The following is a 16,772-nucleotide window of genomic DNA, read 5'->3' as shown; positions in this document are numbered from 1 at the left end:
CGCTTGGCTCCCGCGACGACGCGTACCACCTGCTGTAGCGATCGAAACACCGGGACACGAAGCAGGGAGAGAGCCCGACCGTGAAGAGCATCCTGATCGCGACCGACCTGTCCGCCCGCTCCGACCGCGCGCTCGACCGCGCGCTTCTGCTGGCCCGCGAGCAGCAGGCCGCCCTGACCGTGCTGCACGTCGTCGAGGACCGCGGCCCGGACGCCGCCGTGGAACGGCAGGAGGCCGAGGCCGGCCGCGCGATCGGCGCCTACTTGGCGGCGCGCGGCGGCGGGCTGGAGGTCGCCGTCGAGGTCAAGGTCGGCGAGGCCGACCGCGAAATCCTGCGCCTGGCCCAGCGCCGCGGCGCGGACCTGGTCGTGCTCGGCGCCCACCGGGTCGCCGCGGACGACAGCTTCACCGGCTCGACCGCCTGGAAGGTGCTGCGCGACTCGGCGCTGCCGGTGCTGCTGGTCCAGGAGGCGGCGCTGGCGCCCTACCGCAAGGTCGCGGTCGGCTTCGACTTCTCCGGCTTCTCGGAAGCCGCGCTGCGCCTGGCGCTGCGCTTCGACCCCGAGGAGCTGATCGTGATCCACGCCTTCCACGTGCCCTACGGGGGCTTCCTGAAGGGCTCCGAGACCAGGAGCGACGTCCGCGGGCAGCACGAGGAGGACCTCGCCCGCGCCGTCGAGGCGGCCCTGGCCGCCCTGCCCTCCGAGGAGGCGGCGGCCGCGGCCAAGGTCAGGATCGAGCGCCGGCTGTCGCGCGGCGAGATCGTGACGGGCCTCTGGGACCACTGCGCGCACGGCCGCAGCGACCTGCTGGCGATCGGCACCCACGGCCGCTCGGGCCTGGCGCACGCCGTCTTCGGCAGCGTCGCCGAGAGCCTGCTGCGCGAGCCGCCCTGCGACATCGTCGCGGTCAGGGCGCGCACGGCGAAGACGGACTGAGCGGCGCGTCGCGGCCGAGCCTGGAAAGGATCGGCCGCCCCGCCGGCTCAGAAGGGGATGTCGTCGTCCAGATCCGGTCCGCCGGCACCGCCGCCGCCGCCCCAGTCGCCGCCGCCGGAGCCGCCACCCGAGCCGCCGCCCTGGCTGCCGCCGCCGTAGCCGCCACCGGCACCGCCCCCGGATCCGCCACCGCCGCCGTAGCCCCCGCCCGAGCCGCCGCCGCCATAGCCACCGCCGTCACCGTCGCCGCGGCCGTCGAGCATGGTCAGCTCGCCGCGGAAGGGGCGCAGCACGACCTCGGTGGTGTAGCGCTCCTGGCCCGACTGGTCCTGCCACTTGCGGGTCTCGAGCTGGCCCTCGACGTAGATCTTCGAGCCCTTCCTCAGGAAGCGCTCGGCGACGCCGACCAGGTTGTCGTTGAAGATCACGACCCGGTGCCACTCGGTCTTCTCGCGGCGCTCGCCGGTCTGCTTGTCGCGCCAGTTCTCCGAGGTCGCGAGCGCCAGGTTGCAGACGCGCCCGCCCGACTGCATGGTCCGGACCTCCGGGTCGCGGCCCAGGTTGCCGACCAGGATCACCTTGTTGACGCTGCCTGCCATCGCCGTTCGTTCCTCGAGCGTTCGTGTTCGGTGGGTGTCGCGGACCCTAGCGCCCGGAGCGGAGTCCGCCAACAGCCGAGACGGGGAGCTTATCCCCAGGGCGGGGCAGCACGGAAGCGCCGCTCACCTCACCCTCCCGCGGCCTGACGGCCGCGGGCCCCTCCCTCTCCCCGGAGCGGAGAGGGAAAAGTAGCCCTCTCCGCTCCGGGGAGAGGGTGCCGAGCGGCAGCGAGGCGGGTGAGGTGTGCGGAGTCTCCGTTCCCCCCCTACCCCTGACAGAGCGCTCCCGCCGGCAGCGGCACCTCGACCTCGTCGATCAGCACCTTCCAGTCCTCGACCGGCGTCCCGTCGGTCGAGAGGTAGCTGCCGAGGTAGTGCAGGCGCCGGGTGTCCGGGCCCTTGGCATCGGTGAAGCGCGCCTTCAGGAACGAGGGCATCATGGCCTGGTAGTAGACCCGCGCCACGACCTTGCGCGCGTCCTTCAGCGCCGGCGTGCAGGCGACCTTGTAGGCGACCTGGTCGTAGCCGCCGCCCCCGGTGTAGCCGGGCTCGTCGATCGGCCGGCAGGGGTCGTGGCCGCTCTCGCCGCCCTGGTAGTCCCTGTCGTAGGCGCAGGGCTCGGTGACCTGCGCCCAGGGGCCGTCCTTGCGCCAGCCGCGCGGCGCCAAGCGCGTATCCTTGACCGTCTCGTAGAGCGACAGGAACGAAGTGGTCAGCTGGTGCCGGGCGTTGCGCTCGTGCAGCTCGTAGATCTGCACCTGGTCCTGGCTGTCGATCGTCCTGTGGAACGGCTCCCACTGCTGCTGGTCGGGGCCGAAGAACTCGGTCTTCAGGGGCTTGCCGTCGGCCCCCAGGATGACGCCGATGGCGTTGGTCCGGCCCGAGGCCCAGAGCGCCCTGCCCTTGTCGTCCTCGAGCTCGAAGTTCACGAAGGCGCGCCGGAAGCCGACGCCCGAGGGGAACTTGTGGCCGGTCAGGTTGCTGACCTTGACCTCGGCCTCGAGGCCGCCCCTGCCGGCCGTCAGGTCGGTGATCTCGACCCTGGCCGACTGCCTGCGCGCCAGCTCGACGCCGGCGTCTCTGGCGGTCGCCAGCCCCAGCTTGGTCGCGCTCGGCACCATCGGGTCGACGGTGCGCAGGCCGAGGATCAGGTTGAACTGCTGGAACATCTCCAGGCCGAAGAGATTGATGCCGAGCAGCGTGTGGCGCTTGAAGACCCGCGGCCGGACGTCGATCTCCCTGTCCGGCAGGCGGTTGTCGGTGTCCGGGTAGTTGGCGTCCTCGATGTTGGCAATCGCCATCTTCAGGGGGTTGCCCTGGAAGACGTTGGACATGTGGCAGTCCTGGCAGGTCCTCACGCCGGCCAGATCGACCGGTTCGACCTCGTTCTGGAACTCGGAGTTCAGCCACTCGAGGTAGGTCGTCTGCTCGAAGTGATGGAGCTGCTTCTCCTCGCCGGTCTTGGGGTCCTTCTCCATGACCGGCTTGCCGCCCTCGAAGACCGGCAGATCGATGGCGTGGCAGGAGCCGCACATCGTGCCCTGGGTCATGTGCGCCGCGTGCTTCGGCGTCATCTCCAGGGCCCGCTCCATCGGCTTGACCAGGACGTCCTTGAAGGGACCGTAAAGCTCGCCGGTCGGACCCGGCTTGAAGTTGCCGGTGAAGCTGGCCGGCGTGCCCAGGCCCTCGTCGGACATGTGGTGGCAGAGCGCGCAGGAGATGCCCTCGCGGCCGAGCGCGGCGTACTTGAGGTCGCCCAGGCTGTTGGCGTCGACCTCGGCGCTGAAGGGCAGCAGGCGGTCGCGGGTGAAGCAGGCCTCCTTGCTGGTCTGGTCGGGCGTGCAGGCCGGCGCGTGCGGGTTGTCGGCGTGGAACTGCCGCTGGCCCATGCCGCCGTGGCACGACAGGCAGAGGTCCTGGGTGAAGGTCTCGATCGGCTTGTGGATGTTCCGCTCGGACTCGAGCTGGGCGAAGAAGATCGGGTCGCGCCCGGCCAGGCCCATCATCGAGTTGCGCCACTCGCCGTAGACCGACAGGTTGGCCAGCTTGCCGCTGACCTTGTCGGGATAGAGCATCTGCGGGTTCCACTGCGCCGAGACCGAGGCGTCGTGGCAGCCGATGCACTGGTCGGAGGTGACGTACTGGATCGGGTGCGGCGGCGCCCCCGGCGGCATGTAGCGGTGGTCGAAGGTCTCCGGTGCGAAGGCGGTCTTCTCGACCTCCTCGGTCGGCACCAGGGGGATCTCGGAATAGGTGTCGAGCCACAGCCGATTCGGCTTCAGCAGGGGCTCGGCGAGGTCCGGCGAGCCCGAGGGCGGCGGCGGCTCGGCGATGTGGGCGTGGATCTCCGGCACGCGCACCGCGGCCGGCAGCGGCAGGTCGTCGGAGGTGTCCGGGGTCGTCAGGCCGAGCGACTCGACGTTGGCGAACGCCGGGTCCTGGCCGGGCGCGGCGGCCGGCGCCACCACCAGGTAGCTGCGCGGGTCGGCGTGCGGACCAAAGTTCTCCGTGGTCGAGAAGGTCTGGAAGTCGACCGCCGAGGAGTGGCAGCGCGTGCAGTAGGAACCGAAGCTGGCGTCGGGATACTGCAGCTGCTTGGTGACCCGCGCGACAAACTCGGCGCTGTGGCCGCCGGCCGGCCCGCTCGGCGCCCCGGCCGAGGTGACGGTCGCGTCGCCGCTGGCGTCGGGCTTCCTGGTCGGGTCGATCCAGGCCGGGTTGGCGGCATAGGCCCAGTACCAGCCGTCGGCGACCTGGTCCGGCGCGTAGAGCATCACGGTCCAGCTGGAGACGTGGGGCCGCTTGGTCTCGGGCGTCAGGCCCTGGTAGCGCGCCGCCGGCGGCGGATAGTACATCTCCTTGACCAGCATCGCCGGCTGCAGCGGGCCGCCGGCGGGCCGGCCGGCCTCGACCCAGTGGGCCATGTTCGGCGAATAGTAGATGCGCACCGCCGGGTGGACGCCGAAGTCGAGCGGCGCCGTCGAGAGCGGGTTCTGGGCGATGTAGGGCCCGGTGTCGCGGACCCGGACGTCTTTCTCCCAGCCGTCGTAGCACCAGTGCTGGACGAAGGCGTCGACCGACGCCTGGGCCGGGGCGGGCCAGGCACAGGCCAGATCCTGGCTCGGCTGGGTCTCGGCGCGGACGCCGGCAACACCGGCGAACAGCAGCACGGCCACGGCCGCGGCGACCCGCAGCAGACTGGAAACGGACATCGGCTCCCCCTTCCGGCCACCCCCTTCGCGGCACCCGGCAACTGTGAACCCCGCGGCAGCAGCTCGCAACCCTTGGGTGGTGGTCGAAGCCCCCCTCGGGGCGGGCTAACGGACACTCCGCTCACCTCACCCTCCCACGGCCTTCGGCCGCGGGCCCCTCCCTCTCCCCGGAGCGGAGAGGGAAGAAATGGGCGCCTTCTGTTTTCCCTCTCCGCTTCAGGGGAGAGGGAGGGGCCCACGCGTCAGCGTGGGAGGGTGAGGTGCTTCGCCCCTTCCACGAAGCGGAATGCGGTCATTGCGCCCTGTTGACGAGACTCGCCTGTTCTGCTTCTGTTCCGGGATGTCATCGGCCCCTTTCCGGGCCATATTGAAGGGTGGCCGTCCGGTCCGGGCGCCGCCATCCCCTTTTCGACAGCCCGTTCCGCCGGAGCAGCCATGACCTCGCCGATCGAGGGCCCCCGCATCGAGGTACGCGGCGCCCGCGAGCACAATCTCAAGAACGTCGACGTCGTGCTGCCGCGCGACAGGCTGGTCGTGATCACCGGCCTGTCCGGCTCCGGCAAGTCGTCGCTGGCCTTCGACACGATCTACGCGGAAGGCCAGCGCCGCTACGTCGAGTCGCTCTCGGCCTACGCCCGCCAGTTCCTCGAGCTGATGCAGAAGCCGGACGTCGACTCGATCGAGGGCCTGTCGCCGGCGATCTCGATCGAGCAGAAGACGACCTCGAAGAACCCGCGCTCGACGGTCGGCACGGTCACCGAGATCTACGACTACCTGCGCCTGCTGTTCGCCCGGGTCGGCGTGCCCTACTCGCCGGCCACCGGCCTGCCGATCGAGAGCCAGACGGTCAGCCAGATGGTCGACAAGATCGTGGCGCTGCCCGAGAAGACCCGGCTCTACCTGCTGGCGCCGATCGTGCGCGGCCGCAAGGGCGAGTACCGCAAGGAGTTGGCGGACCTGCAGAAGCGCGGCTTCCAGCGGGTCAAGGTCGACGGCCAGCTCTACGAGATCGACGAGGCGCCGGCGCTCGACAAGAAGAAGAAGCACGACATCGAGGTCGTGGTCGACCGCGTCGTGGTGCGCGAGGGACTGGAAAGCCGGCTCGCCGACTCCCTGGAGACGGCGCTCGACCTGGCCGACGGCCTGGCGCTGGCCGAGAACGCCGACAGCGGCGAGCGGATGCTGTTCTCCCAGCGCTTCGCCTGCCCGGTCTCCGGCTTCACGATCGACGAGATCGAGCCGCGGCTGTTCTCCTTCAACAACCCCTTCGGCGCCTGCCCGGCCTGCGACGGCCTGGGCAGCGACTCCTTCGTCGACGCCGAGCGGGTCGTGCCCGACGGCCACCTCAGCCTGAAGAAGGGCGCGGTCGCCCCCTGGGCCGGCTCCTCCTCGCCCTACTACCCGCAGACCCTCGAGAGCCTGGCGCGCCACTTCAAGGTCTCGATGACCACACCCTGGGACGAGCTGCCCCAGCGGGTCCGCACGGCGATCCTGTTCGGCACCGGCGCCGAGCCGGTGACCATGCGCTTCGACGACGGCCTGCGCGCCTACGAGACCAGGAAGCCCTTCGAGGGCGTCGTGCCGAACCTGGAGCGGCGCTACCGCGAGACCGACAGCGACTGGGTGCGCGAGGAGATCGGCAAGTACCTCTCCAGCAAGCCCTGCGAGGCCTGCGGCGGCCACCGCCTGAAGCCCGAGGCCCTGGCGGTCAAGATCGCCGGGCTGCACGTCGGCCAGGTCGCCGAGTTCTCGGTCGACCAGGCCCACGCCTGGTTCACGGGGCTCGCGCCGAAGCTCACCGACAAGCAGCGCGAGATCGCCCAGCGCATCCTCAAGGAGATCAACGAGCGGCTCGGCTTCCTGGTCGACGTCGGCCTGACCTACCTGACCCTGTCGCGCGCCTCGGCGACCCTGTCGGGCGGCGAGAGCCAGCGCATCCGCCTGGCCTCGCAGATCGGCTCTGGCCTGACCGGCGTGCTCTACGTGCTCGACGAGCCCTCGATCGGCCTGCACCAGCGCGACAACGCGCGCCTGCTGGAGACGCTGAAGCGGCTGCGCGACCTCGGCAACACGGTGATCGTCGTCGAGCACGACGAGGACGCGATCCGCAGCGCCGACTGGCTGGTCGACATGGGCCCCGGTGCCGGCCAGCACGGCGGCCAGATCATCGCCGAGGGCACGCCCGACCACGTCATGCAATCGAGCGAGAGCCTGACCGGCCAGTACCTGACCGGCTTCCGCCGGATCGAGGTGCCGGAGACGCGGCGCCGCGGCCACCGCAAGCAGAAGCTCGTGGTGCGCGGCGCCACCGGCCACAACCTGACCGGCGTCGACGCGGAGATCCCGCTCGGCACCTTCACCTGTGTGACCGGCGTCTCGGGCAGCGGCAAGTCGACCCTGACCATCGAGACGCTCTACAAGGCCCTCGCCCGCCGCCTGCACAACGCCCGCGAGGTGCCGGCGCCGCACGACTCGATCGAGGGCATCGAGTTCCTCGACAAGATCATCGACATCGACCAGTCGCCGATCGGCCGCACGCCGCGCTCCAACCCGGCGACCTACACCGGCGCCTTCGGGCCGATCCGCGACTGGTTCGCCGGCCTGCCCGAGGCCAACCAGCGCGGCTACAAGCCCGGGCGCTTCTCGTTCAACGTCAAGGGCGGGCGCTGCGAGGCCTGCCAGGGCGACGGCGTCATCAAGATCGAGATGCACTTCCTGCCGGACGTCTACGTCACCTGCGACGTCTGCAAGGGCAAGCGCTACAACCGCGAGACCCTGGAGGTCACCTTCAAGGGCAAGTCGATCGCCGACGTGCTGGACATGACCGTCGAGGAGGGCGCCGAGTTCTTCCGCGCCGTGCCGGTGATCCGCAACAAGCTGGAGACGCTGGAGCGGGTCGGCCTCGGCTACATCAAGGTCGGCCAGCCGGCGACGACGCTGTCGGGCGGCGAGGCGCAGCGCGTCAAGCTGGCCAAGGAGCTGTCGCGGCGCTCGACCGGCAAGACCATCTACATCCTGGACGAGCCGACCACCGGCCTGCACTTCGAGGACGTGCGCAAGCTGCTCGAGGTGCTGCAGGCCCTGGTCGAGCAGGGCAACACCGTGGTCGTCATCGAGCACAACCTGGAGGTCATCAAGACCGCCGACTGGATCCTCGACCTCGGCCCCGACGGCGGCGACGGCGGCGGCCGCATCGTCGCCCAGGGCACGCCCGAACAGGTCGCCCGGACCGAGGGCAGCCATACCGGTGCCTTCCTGGCGCCCTATCTTCCGAAGCTAGCGGGCGACCGAAAGCGCGCCTGACGGGCCTGCCCGCGCCCCGGGCCCGCAGCCAGGGTCCGTTCGGGGGCCTTCCGACCGGCCGTGCCGTGGCGGCACGGCTGTTGCGCCGGGCGATCCCGGCCTGCCGCCTTGCCGACGACGGGCCGCCGCTCCAACTCTGCGACGAGAGCCATGACCGATCTACTGGACATTCAACAGAAGCTGACGGAGCCGGCCAAGCAGGACCTGCGCAAGGTCCTGTTCTGGCTGTACGAGGAAGCCGGACCGCTGCTGTCGCGGCCGTCCTTCTTCTTCGGCGCCTTCTGCCAGAAGCTGCGCGACATCGGCATCCCGATCGAGCGCGCCAGCCTGCACGTGCGCCAGCTGCACCCGCAGTTCGCCGCGCGCACCCTGCTGTGGCACGCCGACGCCGGCGGCGCGGTCGAGCAGGACCGGCGCCACGGCGTCAGCAACGAGCCGGCCTTCCAGCAGAGCCCGGTCAAGCCGATCTACGAGGGCAGCCCGGCCCTGCGCCGGCGCCTGAGCGGACCGGAGGCGCGCTTCGACTTCCCGGTGCTCGGCGACCTGGCGCGCGACGGCTACACCGACTACACGATCCGGCCGGTGCGCTACTCGGCCAAGCATCCCATGGCGATCTCGCTGGCGACCAAGGAGCCGCAGGGCTTCAGCGACGCCAACCTGGCGACGCTCGACGCCCTCCTGAGGCCCTTCGGCAGCCTGCTCGAGCTGGCCGAGACCAAGCGCACGACCCGCCTGCTGCTCGACACCTACCTCGGCCCCCAGGCCGGCCGGCAGGTGCTGCAGGGCGACATCATCCGCGGCCAGGGCCAGCACATCGACGCCGTCGTCTGGATGAGCGACCTGCGCAACTTCACCGAGCTGTCGAACCGGCTGCCGCTCGACCAGGTCATCGCCATGCTCGACGGCTACTTCGACGCGATGTGCGGGCCGGTGCGCGAGTACGACGGCGAGATCCTGAAGTTCATCGGCGATTCCGTCCTGGCGGTCTTCCCGGTGCCGGCCGGCCAGGAGGGCTGCCCCTACGCCAGCCGGCGCGCCCTGCAGGCCGCCGAGGCGGCGATCGACGGCCTGGAGCGGCTCAACGGCGAGTTCGAGAAGCAGGGCCTGCCGCGCCTGCGCACCGGCATCGCGATGCACTCCGGCGAGGTCATGTACGGCAACGTCGGCGCCGCCGACCGCCTCGACTTCACGGTCATCGGCCCGGCGGTCAACCTGGTCTCGCGGCTCGGCCCGCTGGCCCGCGACCTGGAGCCGCCGATCGTGCTGTCGGCAACCTGCGCGCGCTTCGTCGACCGTCCCCTGCGCCGGCTCGGCGCCTTCGCGCTCAAGGGCTTCGACGAGACCCAGGAGGCCTACGCCCTGCTGCGGCCGGCCGCCCAGGCGGCGGAGTAGCGGCAGCGGCCGAGCCCGGGAGGCAGGGCGCCGCCGGACCGGCCGGCGCGCCGCCCCGCCGAGCCCGCGTGCGGGCCGCTACTCGCCGACCGCCCGTGTCGTGTCGTCGCTCGAGTTGTAGTAGAGCGTGATCTTGTGCAGGGCACAGAGGTCGATGTCGGTCCAGACCGCCTCCGTGCCGTCGTTGTAGACCGCCTTCAGGTCCCGGTGGCACTGGCCCTCGCCGGCGTCGAACTCGATGTCACCGACTCGCCGCTCGGCAGTGCGTCCTCGCCCATGAGGTCGTCCTCCCATTGCTTGGACTTGGTCGAGGAGACGTAGACGCTGTCGATCTGATAGCCGGTCTCGTTGAGCAGCGTGAAATCCTGCTCGCCCGCGACCGCCGACGAGGCCTACAGCAAACCGGCACCGACCAGCAGCGCCCGACCCACGATCGTCATGAAGGAGTTCCCCTGCGCGGTGGCCCAGCGCCACCGTTCGCGGGATCAGTAGCACACACCCATTTGGCGAAACAGAGGCTCTCGCACGGCCCGGCCGGGCGATCGCCACCCGGCCGGGATCGTCTTATTTCCGGGCGCTGTGGTCATCCGATCTGTCGAATCGTTGCCATCTATGCGCGCACAGCCGGATTTCAGGCCAGGTACTTCTTGGAGACCGCGGCACCGACCGTGTACTTCGGGTCGACGAAGTTGCCGAGCCGGACCTTGCCGCACTGGCTGAGCATCATGTAGGCGTCCCAGCGGTCGAAGCCGTACTCGCGCTCCATCCAGTAGACCAGCTCGCGATAGGCGATGCGGGTCGCGTCCTCGAGCGGCCGGGCGCTGCCGATCGCCATGATGAAGTCGTCGGCCTCGAGCCGCGGCCACTCGATCGCCCAGTTCTTGATCAGGTCGACCGTGATGGTCGTCACCGTCGGGTACTCGACCGCGACGCCGCAGACCTCGCCGTCGCCCTGGGAGGCGTGGGCGTCGCCGATGAAGATCCTGGCGCCCGGCGTGCGCACCGGCAGGTAGGTCACAGTGCCCGGCCCCATGTCCGGCAGGTCCATGTTGCCGCCGTGATTGTCCGGGGTCAGCGAGTTGATCGAGTCGATCTCGGGCGAGCAGCTCAGCGTGCCGATGTGCGGCCGGTAGGGCAGCGTCACCCGGTCGCTCCAGTAGACGTGCTGCTCGTCGACGTGGACCTTGCGCACCTTCTCGGGCAGCGGCTCATTCAGCGTCGCCGTGTAGTAGGTCCCGGTCAGCGCGCCGAACTCCTTGATCATGCAGCAGGTGCCGCGCGGCTGCGGGCCGCGGGGCACCATCGATTCGATGTGCACCGCGACGGTGTCGCCGGGCTCGGCGCCCTCGACCATGATCGGGCCGCACTGCGGGTTGAGGAAGGGCATCTTGAGCAGCTCCGAGGGCTTGTCGTCCTCGGACTTGATGGCGCCCTCGAAGGCGTCCTTGGTCTCGACCACCACCCGGTCGCCCGGCTTGACGGTCAGCACCGGCGTCGAGTAGGGGCCGATCGTGTAGATGTAGGTGCCCTGCACCGCCTCGGTCAGCTCGTGGGTCGTGCCGCTCGCGCCCCCCGCCACCCCGCGCTTGCACATGATCGAGTCGGCAATCCAGCTGTTGGGATACTGCCGCATCACCAGTTCCATGGCTTCCTCCTGCTCCAGTCTCTCGCGTTTCGTGACCGTCCGGCCCGCGGCCCGATGCCCGGCGCCTAGACGGCGATGTGCTCGGCGAGCAGCCGCTCGTCGGCGATCTCCTCGGGGCCGAGCTCGCTGGTCACCCGGCCCTTGTCGAGGGTGTAGGCGCGGCCGGCGACGCGCTGCATGAAGCCGATGTTCTGCTCGACCAGCAGCACCGAGATGCCGCGCGTCCGGTTGAGGTCGCTCAGGATCTCGCCGATCTCCTCGATGATGCTCGGCTGCACGCCGTCGCTCGGCTCGTCGAGCAGCAGCAGCGCCGGCTCGTTGATCAGCGCCCGGCCGATCGCCAGCATGGCCTGCTGGCCGCCGCTCAGCGTCGCGCCGCGCTGGCCGAGCCGCTCCCTCAGGAAGGGGAAGTAGCCGAACACCAGCTCGAAGTCGGGGTTGCGGCGCGCCTCGTTGATGAAGCCGCCCATCAGCAGGTTCTCGCGCACCGTCAGGTGGGGGAAGATGCCGCGGCCCTGGGGCACATAGCCGATGCCGCGCCGCGCCCGCCGGTCGGCCGGCTCGGCGGTGATGTCCGTGCCCTTGAAGGCGATGCTGCCGGCGCGCAGCGGCAGCTGGCCGATCGCCGTGCGCATCAGGGTCGTCTTGCCGACGCCGTTGCGGCCGACCACGGCGACCGCCTCGCCCTCGGCGACCTCGACGCCGACGCCGTGCAGCACGTTGCCGGTGGCGTAGCCGGCGACGGCGCCCTGGATCGAGAGAACGCTGGTCATCGCCTAGGCCTTCCCCAGATAGATCTTGCGGACCTCTTCGTTGGCGGTGATCGCCTCGACCGGCCCCTCGGCGAAGACCCGGCCCTGGTGCAGCACCGTGACGCTCTGGGCGACCTCCTTGACGAAGGCGATGTCGTGCTCGACGACGACGATGGTCAGGCCGGTCGCGTTGAGCCGCTTGAGCAGCGTCGCGGTCCGCGCCGTCTCCTCGCCGGCCATGCCGGCGGCCGGCTCGTCGAGCAGGATCAGGTCGGGATAGCCGGACAGCACCATCGCGATCTCCAGCCACTGCAGCTGGTTGTGCGACAGCTCGCCGGCGCGGGTCTCGTCCTCGGGATCCAGCCCGAAGGTCTCCAGCGCGACGGCTAGGCGCTCGGCGCCGAGCGCCCGGCGCTCCGCGTCGTGGGGGATGCGCGGGATCGCCAGGTTCTCGCGCACCGACAGCTGGTGGAAGGCGCGGTTGGTCTGGAAGGTCAGGCCGACGCCCAGGCGGACGCGCTGGAAGGCCTGCATGTGGGTGACGTCGCGCCCGGCCAGCAGGATCTGGCCGCCGTCGGCCCGCTGGATGCCGCAGAGCATGGCGAAGAGCGTCGACTTGCCGGCGCCGTTCGGGCCGATCAGGCAGCGCAGCTCGCCGGTCTCGACCGAGAGGTCGATGTTGTCGGCCGCGACCACGCCCCCGAAGCGCTTGTTGAGCCGGCGCGTCTCGAGCATCGGCGCCGTCGTCATCGCCGGGCCTCCCGCCGCGCCCGCGGCAGCAGCCGGTCCAGGTGCTCGGCCAGCATGACGACGATGCCGCGCGGGAAGAACAGCATGGTGACGACCAGCAGGGCGCCGATGATCACCATGGCGTACTGGTTGCCCTCGGACGACAGGGTGTAGGTCAGCCAGTTCAGCGCGAAGGTCGCGATGACCACGGCGAGCAGGCTGGTGCTGCCGCCGACCGCGGTCCAGATCACCGGCAGCGCCGCCTGCAGCAGGCCGACCTGGCTGGGCGTGATGTAGTTGCCCCACTGCACGTAGAGCAGGCCGCTGAGGCCGGCCAGCACGGCCGAGAGCACGAAGACCGCCCACTGCCGGGCGCGGATGTCGTAGCCCAGGGTCTCGGTGCGCAGCTCGTCCTCGCGGATCGCCACCACGACCTGGCCGAAGCCGGAGTTCAGCAGCATGCGCAGGCCGAAGTAGCAGGCCAGCACCAGGACCAGGCAGAGGTAGTAGAAGGAGGTGCCCTGGAACTCGAACTCGCCGAAGCCGAACGACGGGATGCCGGTCATGCCGTTGTAGCCGCCGAGCAGCACCGAGCCGATGCGCCACTGGTAGCCGGCGGTCTGGCCGAGGAAGGTCTCGAGCAGCAGGGTCAGCACCAGGGTCAGGATCGGGATGATCCACTTCTGGACCCGGGCGTAGAACACGAAGTAGCCGAACACCCCGGCGACGACGGCGCTGACCAGCAGGCCGCCGAGCGCGCCGACGACCGGGCCGGAGGGGCTGTCCGACAGGTTGCCGGCGATCACGCCGTAGCTGTAGCCGGCGATGCCGAAGTAGGCGACGTGGCCGAAGGAGAGCACGCCGCAGTAGCCCCAGAGCAGCGCCATGCCGAGCCCGAGCGGGATGTTGAGCAGGTAGTAGGCGGTGTTCGAGACCTGGAACTCGGAGACCGCCGAGGGATAGAGCGCGAAGCCGAGCAGGGTGAGGGCGACGAGCGACCAGAAGACCGGGCCGCGGCCGATGTCGGCGGGACCGCCGACGAGTCTGGCGAGGCCGCTCACAGCAGGCCGCTCCGCGAGCGCCGGTCGAACCAGCGCTGCAGCCGCGCCGAGATGCCGTCGGGCATGATGCGGATGATGACCAGCGCCGCGAACAGCAGCGCGACCGTGCCGTAGAAGGCGCCGAAGGCCATGCCGACCGGCGTCTTGACGGCGGCCAGCAGCGTCGCGCTGCCGACCGCGCCGGCGATCACGTTGGCGGCGCCGCCGACGACCACGGTGATGAAGGCGGGAGCGACGAACTGCTGGCCCATGAAGGGCGCGATCGTCGCGGTCGGCGCGATCAGCGCGCCGCTGAGCCCGGCGAGGCCGGCGCCCAGGCTGAAGGTCAGGGTGTAGACCCGGCCGGTGCGCACCCCCAGGCTCTTGGCCATGGTCGCGTCCTGCATCGCCGCCCGGGCCTGCAGGCCGTAGGTCGTGCGGTTGTAGAGCCACCACAGCAGGGCGATCAGGGCGACGCTGATCGCGATCAGCACCAGCCAGTACTCCGAGAAGGAGAAGTCGCCGTAGGAGAAGGAGCCGCCGGGGATCTTGATCGAAGGCATGAAGGGCCCGAAGAACAGCAGCGTGCCCTGCCCCATGACCAGGCTGATGCCCCAGGTCACGACCAGGGCGCCGAGCTGGCGTCCGTAGAAGCGCCGGACGATCAGCCGCTCCAGCACGGCGCCGAAGGCGGCGACGACGAGGAAGGCCAGCGGCACGGTCAGCGCGAAGGGGACGCCGGCATGGGTCGCGATGGTCGCCGTGTAGGCGCCCATCATCATCAGCTCGCCGTGGGCGAGATTGATGATGTTCATCATGCCGAGGATGATGATCAGGCCGACGGCGGCCAGGAAGAAGAAGGCGGCGCTCGTTCCGAGCTGATAGAGCAGGCTTAGGACCAGCGACTGTGTTTCCATTCCGACCTCGGGCCGAGCGGTTTGCCGGTTCGCGGGACGCCGGGTGCGCCGGCCGGACCGTCGGCCCGGCCGGCGCCCCTGTCCAGGTCCGCTACTTCTTCTTGCCGAACATCGAGAAGAACGGATCCTCGTCGGGAATGTACTGCTTGTATTCCTTGTGCTTCACCAGATTGACGCCGATGCGCTGCAGCCACCAGGGCTGAATGCTCGGCCACTCGCGCACGAAGGAGACGTTGTGCTCGGCGTCCGCCGTGGCGAGGCGGATGTAGTGCGAGCAGTGGTGCGTCGAGGGCTCCAGGAACACCGCGCCCTCCGGCGCCTCGATCGAGAAGCCGGATTCCAGCGCCTTCTTGACGGACTCCTGGTCGGTCGTGCCGGCCAGGCGCGCGGCCTTGGCGTAGAGATGGATCGAGAAGTAGGTGTTCTGCGCCATCTGGCCGATGTAGGGGTCGTCCGGGAACATCTCGTACCAGCGCTTCACGAAGGCCTGGTTCCGCGCCGTCGGGATCTCCTCCATGTAGTTGATGCAGTTGTACATGCGGTTCAGCGACGGCGGCTTGAAGCGGCGGTGCTCATAGCCCTGGGCCATGTTGACGGTCGAGGCCATCGGGTACTCGAGGCCGGCCGCCGAGGCCTGCGGGTAGTAGTTCGACTGGTTGGAGCCGACCAGCAGCGTGAACACCCAGTCCGGCTTGGCCGCCTGGATGCGCGCGATCGAAGTGGTGAAGTCCGAGACGCTGAGCGGCACGAACTCCTCCTGAATGATCTCGCCGCCGACCAGCGGCGCGAAGGCCTTGGTCCAGGCCGCGGTCAGCTGGCCGAAGTTGTAGTCGGCCGCGATCGTGTAGATGCGCGGGCCGAAGGTCTTGACCATGTAGTCGACGACCGGGATGACCTGCTGCTCGCAGATCGCACCGGTGCAGAAGGTGTTCGAGTCGGCGACGCCGCCCTCGTACTGGTTGGTGTAGATGTAGAGCTGCTTGGCCTTGTCGACGATCGGTCGGATCGCCTCGCGCTCGGCGCTGGTGAAGCCGGCGACCAGGCAGTCGACCTTGTCCTCCTGGATCAGGCGGCGGGTCAGCTGCTGCCAGATGTTGTTGTTCGACTGGCCGTCGGGCGCGATCAGCTCGACCTCGCGGCCGAGCAGGCCGGACTCGCCGGAATCGATCAGCACGTCCTCGTCCTGGACGAAGGCCATGCCGGTTCCGGTCATGTCGCCGCCCTTGTTGACGAACTTCAGGTCCTTGTCGCCGTCGCCCATGACCGGCGCCTTGGCGGCGTAGTTGGCCATCACGCCGATGCCGCCGGAGCCGACCGGGCCGCCCTTCAGGGTCTTGCCCTCGTTGATCTCCTTCACCGCCAGCTGCGCGGCATGGAACTTCTGCACGCCGTAGACCGCGAGGTTGCCCGAGAGGTCCTCGATGTGGCCGATCTTGACCTTGCCCTCGGCGGCGCGCGCGGTCTTGAGGCCGCGGATCACCGTCGGCATGGCGAGGCCCGCCGCGGTCGCGCCGGCGCCCTGCATGAAGCTCCGGCGCCGGATCGCCGGCCCCCTGCCCGTCCCCCGATCGGTCCCCCGGTCCGCCTCGGCCTGCGGCACGGCCGAGGCGTCGACGCCGTCCGTGCGGACGGTCTTATCGTTCTCTTCGTTCCTGGACATGCTCTGCCTCCATCCCTGCTGTGAAACCCCGAGCGAACAAACAAAAAGAGCCCCGGCGACTTGCGCCCAGGGCTCTGATGCCGTCCGACCTTGCGGTCGCTATGTCAGTCGATGGTCTGCTCGCCGGGGAGGTTCGCTCGCCCGCCCGTTCGCCGAGCACGTGAATAGGCTCTCAGCAAACCGTCAGAAGAGTCAATGGCATATTTTCGCGGGTGCAGCATATCCCCCGCCGTAAGCGCTCACTTAACCCCCTCCTGGCCAGCCTGACCTGATCGTGCGAAGACCCCTCCGCTTTGGACGGAGGTGTCTGCGTGGAACGAGACGGCAAAATGGGCGGCCCTTTGGGCGTCTCAAAGGAAGGCTATGCGGGCCGGCTGGAGGTTCTCTCGGGTCCGACGGGGCGCCGACAACGCACGGAGGCGGATAAGGCGCGGATCGTGGCGGAGAGCCTGCTGCCGGATGCCCGGGTCGCCGAGGTGGCGCGCAAGCACGGGGTGACGCGCTGGCAGATTTACGACTGGCGCAAGAAGCTGCGGAAGGGGCATCTGGCGCTGCCGGACGGCGTGGCCTCGGCACCCGCCTTCG

General features: G+C 69.9%; 13 protein-coding genes. 4 read left to right on the top strand and 9 right to left on the bottom strand.

All coding sequences use genetic code 11. From position 1 onward, the window contains the following. Nucleotides 1–80: 80 nt before the first annotated feature. On the top strand, nt 81–938 hold the full coding sequence (locus tag B9O00_RS23440; RefSeq protein ID WP_085125175.1) for a universal stress protein: 858 nt from the start codon (nt 81–83) through the stop codon (nt 936–938). 47 nt (nt 939–985) lie between these two features. On the opposite strand, the gene ssb is transcribed toward B9O00_RS23440, so the two are convergent. Both ssb and B9O00_RS23430 read right to left on the bottom strand, forming a co-directional pair. Beyond that, on the bottom strand, nt 986–1,537 hold the full coding sequence (gene ssb, locus B9O00_RS23435) for a single-stranded DNA-binding protein (RefSeq protein WP_085125174.1): 552 nt from the start codon (nt 1,535–1,537) through the stop codon (nt 986–988). Between the two features lie 266 nt (nt 1,538–1,803). Further along, complete coding sequence (locus B9O00_RS23430) at nt 1,804–4,749, bottom strand: hypothetical protein (RefSeq protein ID WP_085125173.1); 2,946 nt, start codon at nt 4,747–4,749, stop codon at nt 1,804–1,806. Nucleotides 4,750–5,184: 435 nt separating this feature from the next. On the opposite strand from B9O00_RS23430, the gene uvrA reads away from it, so the two are divergent. Then, entirely contained in the window at nt 5,185–8,052 is a 2,868-nt protein-coding gene (gene uvrA, locus B9O00_RS23425) for an excinuclease ABC subunit UvrA (protein WP_085125172.1), read from the top strand. A 150-nt stretch (nt 8,053–8,202) separates the two neighbouring features. Next, a complete protein-coding gene (locus B9O00_RS23420) occupies nt 8,203–9,444 on the top strand; it encodes an adenylate/guanylate cyclase domain-containing protein (protein ID WP_085125171.1) in 1,242 nt (413 codons plus the stop codon). Between the two features lie 78 nt (nt 9,445–9,522). On the opposite strand, the gene B9O00_RS33890 is transcribed toward B9O00_RS23420, so the two are convergent. From B9O00_RS33890 to B9O00_RS23385, 7 genes are all read right to left on the bottom strand, one after another. Beyond that, the gene (locus B9O00_RS33890) at nt 9,523–9,738 is read right to left on the bottom strand and encodes a hypothetical protein (protein WP_218822923.1); all 216 of its coding nucleotides are present in this window, start codon (nt 9,736–9,738) and stop codon (nt 9,523–9,525) included. 337 nt (nt 9,739–10,075) lie between these two features. Next, nucleotides 10,076–11,089: an acetamidase/formamidase family protein gene (locus B9O00_RS23410; RefSeq protein WP_085125170.1), complete on the bottom strand. Its 1,014-nt coding sequence runs from the start codon at nt 11,087–11,089 to the stop codon at nt 10,076–10,078. 65 nt (nt 11,090–11,154) lie between these two features. Then, nucleotides 11,155–11,862 carry an ABC transporter ATP-binding protein gene (locus B9O00_RS23405; RefSeq protein ID WP_085125169.1) on the bottom strand — a complete coding sequence of 236 codons (708 nt, stop codon included), beginning with the start codon at nt 11,860–11,862 and terminating at the stop codon, nt 11,155–11,157. A 3-nt stretch (nt 11,863–11,865) separates the two neighbouring features. Next, on the bottom strand, nt 11,866–12,591 hold the full coding sequence (locus B9O00_RS23400) for an ABC transporter ATP-binding protein (protein WP_085125168.1): 726 nt from the start codon (nt 12,589–12,591) through the stop codon (nt 11,866–11,868). Beyond that, nucleotides 12,588–13,631, bottom strand: coding sequence for a branched-chain amino acid ABC transporter permease (locus tag B9O00_RS23395; RefSeq protein ID WP_085125167.1), 1,044 nt, complete (start codon nt 13,629–13,631; stop codon nt 12,588–12,590). Before B9O00_RS23395 ends, B9O00_RS23400 begins: the two co-directional genes overlap by 4 nt. Next, complete coding sequence (locus tag B9O00_RS23390; protein ID WP_085125166.1) at nt 13,628–14,527, bottom strand: ABC transporter permease subunit; 900 nt, start codon at nt 14,525–14,527, stop codon at nt 13,628–13,630. The genes B9O00_RS23395 and B9O00_RS23390 overlap by 4 nt, the downstream gene beginning before the upstream one ends. Nucleotides 14,528–14,618: 91 nt before the next feature. Continuing rightward, nucleotides 14,619–16,187 carry an ABC transporter substrate-binding protein gene (locus B9O00_RS23385; protein ID WP_085125165.1) on the bottom strand — a complete coding sequence of 523 codons (1,569 nt, stop codon included), beginning with the start codon at nt 16,185–16,187 and terminating at the stop codon, nt 14,619–14,621. Between the two features lie 311 nt (nt 16,188–16,498). Here B9O00_RS23385 and B9O00_RS23380 point away from each other — a divergent pair. Then, on the top strand, nt 16,499–16,772 hold a 274-nt coding region (locus B9O00_RS23380; protein WP_200808640.1), incomplete at its 3' end, for a transposase.

The organism is Tistlia consotensis USBA 355, assembly GCF_900177295.1.
Classification (GTDB): domain Bacteria; phylum Pseudomonadota; class Alphaproteobacteria; order Kiloniellales; family DSM-21159; genus Tistlia; species Tistlia consotensis.
Note: the sequence above shows the minus strand (reverse complement) of the source record. Positions and strands in the feature narration are given on the sequence as shown.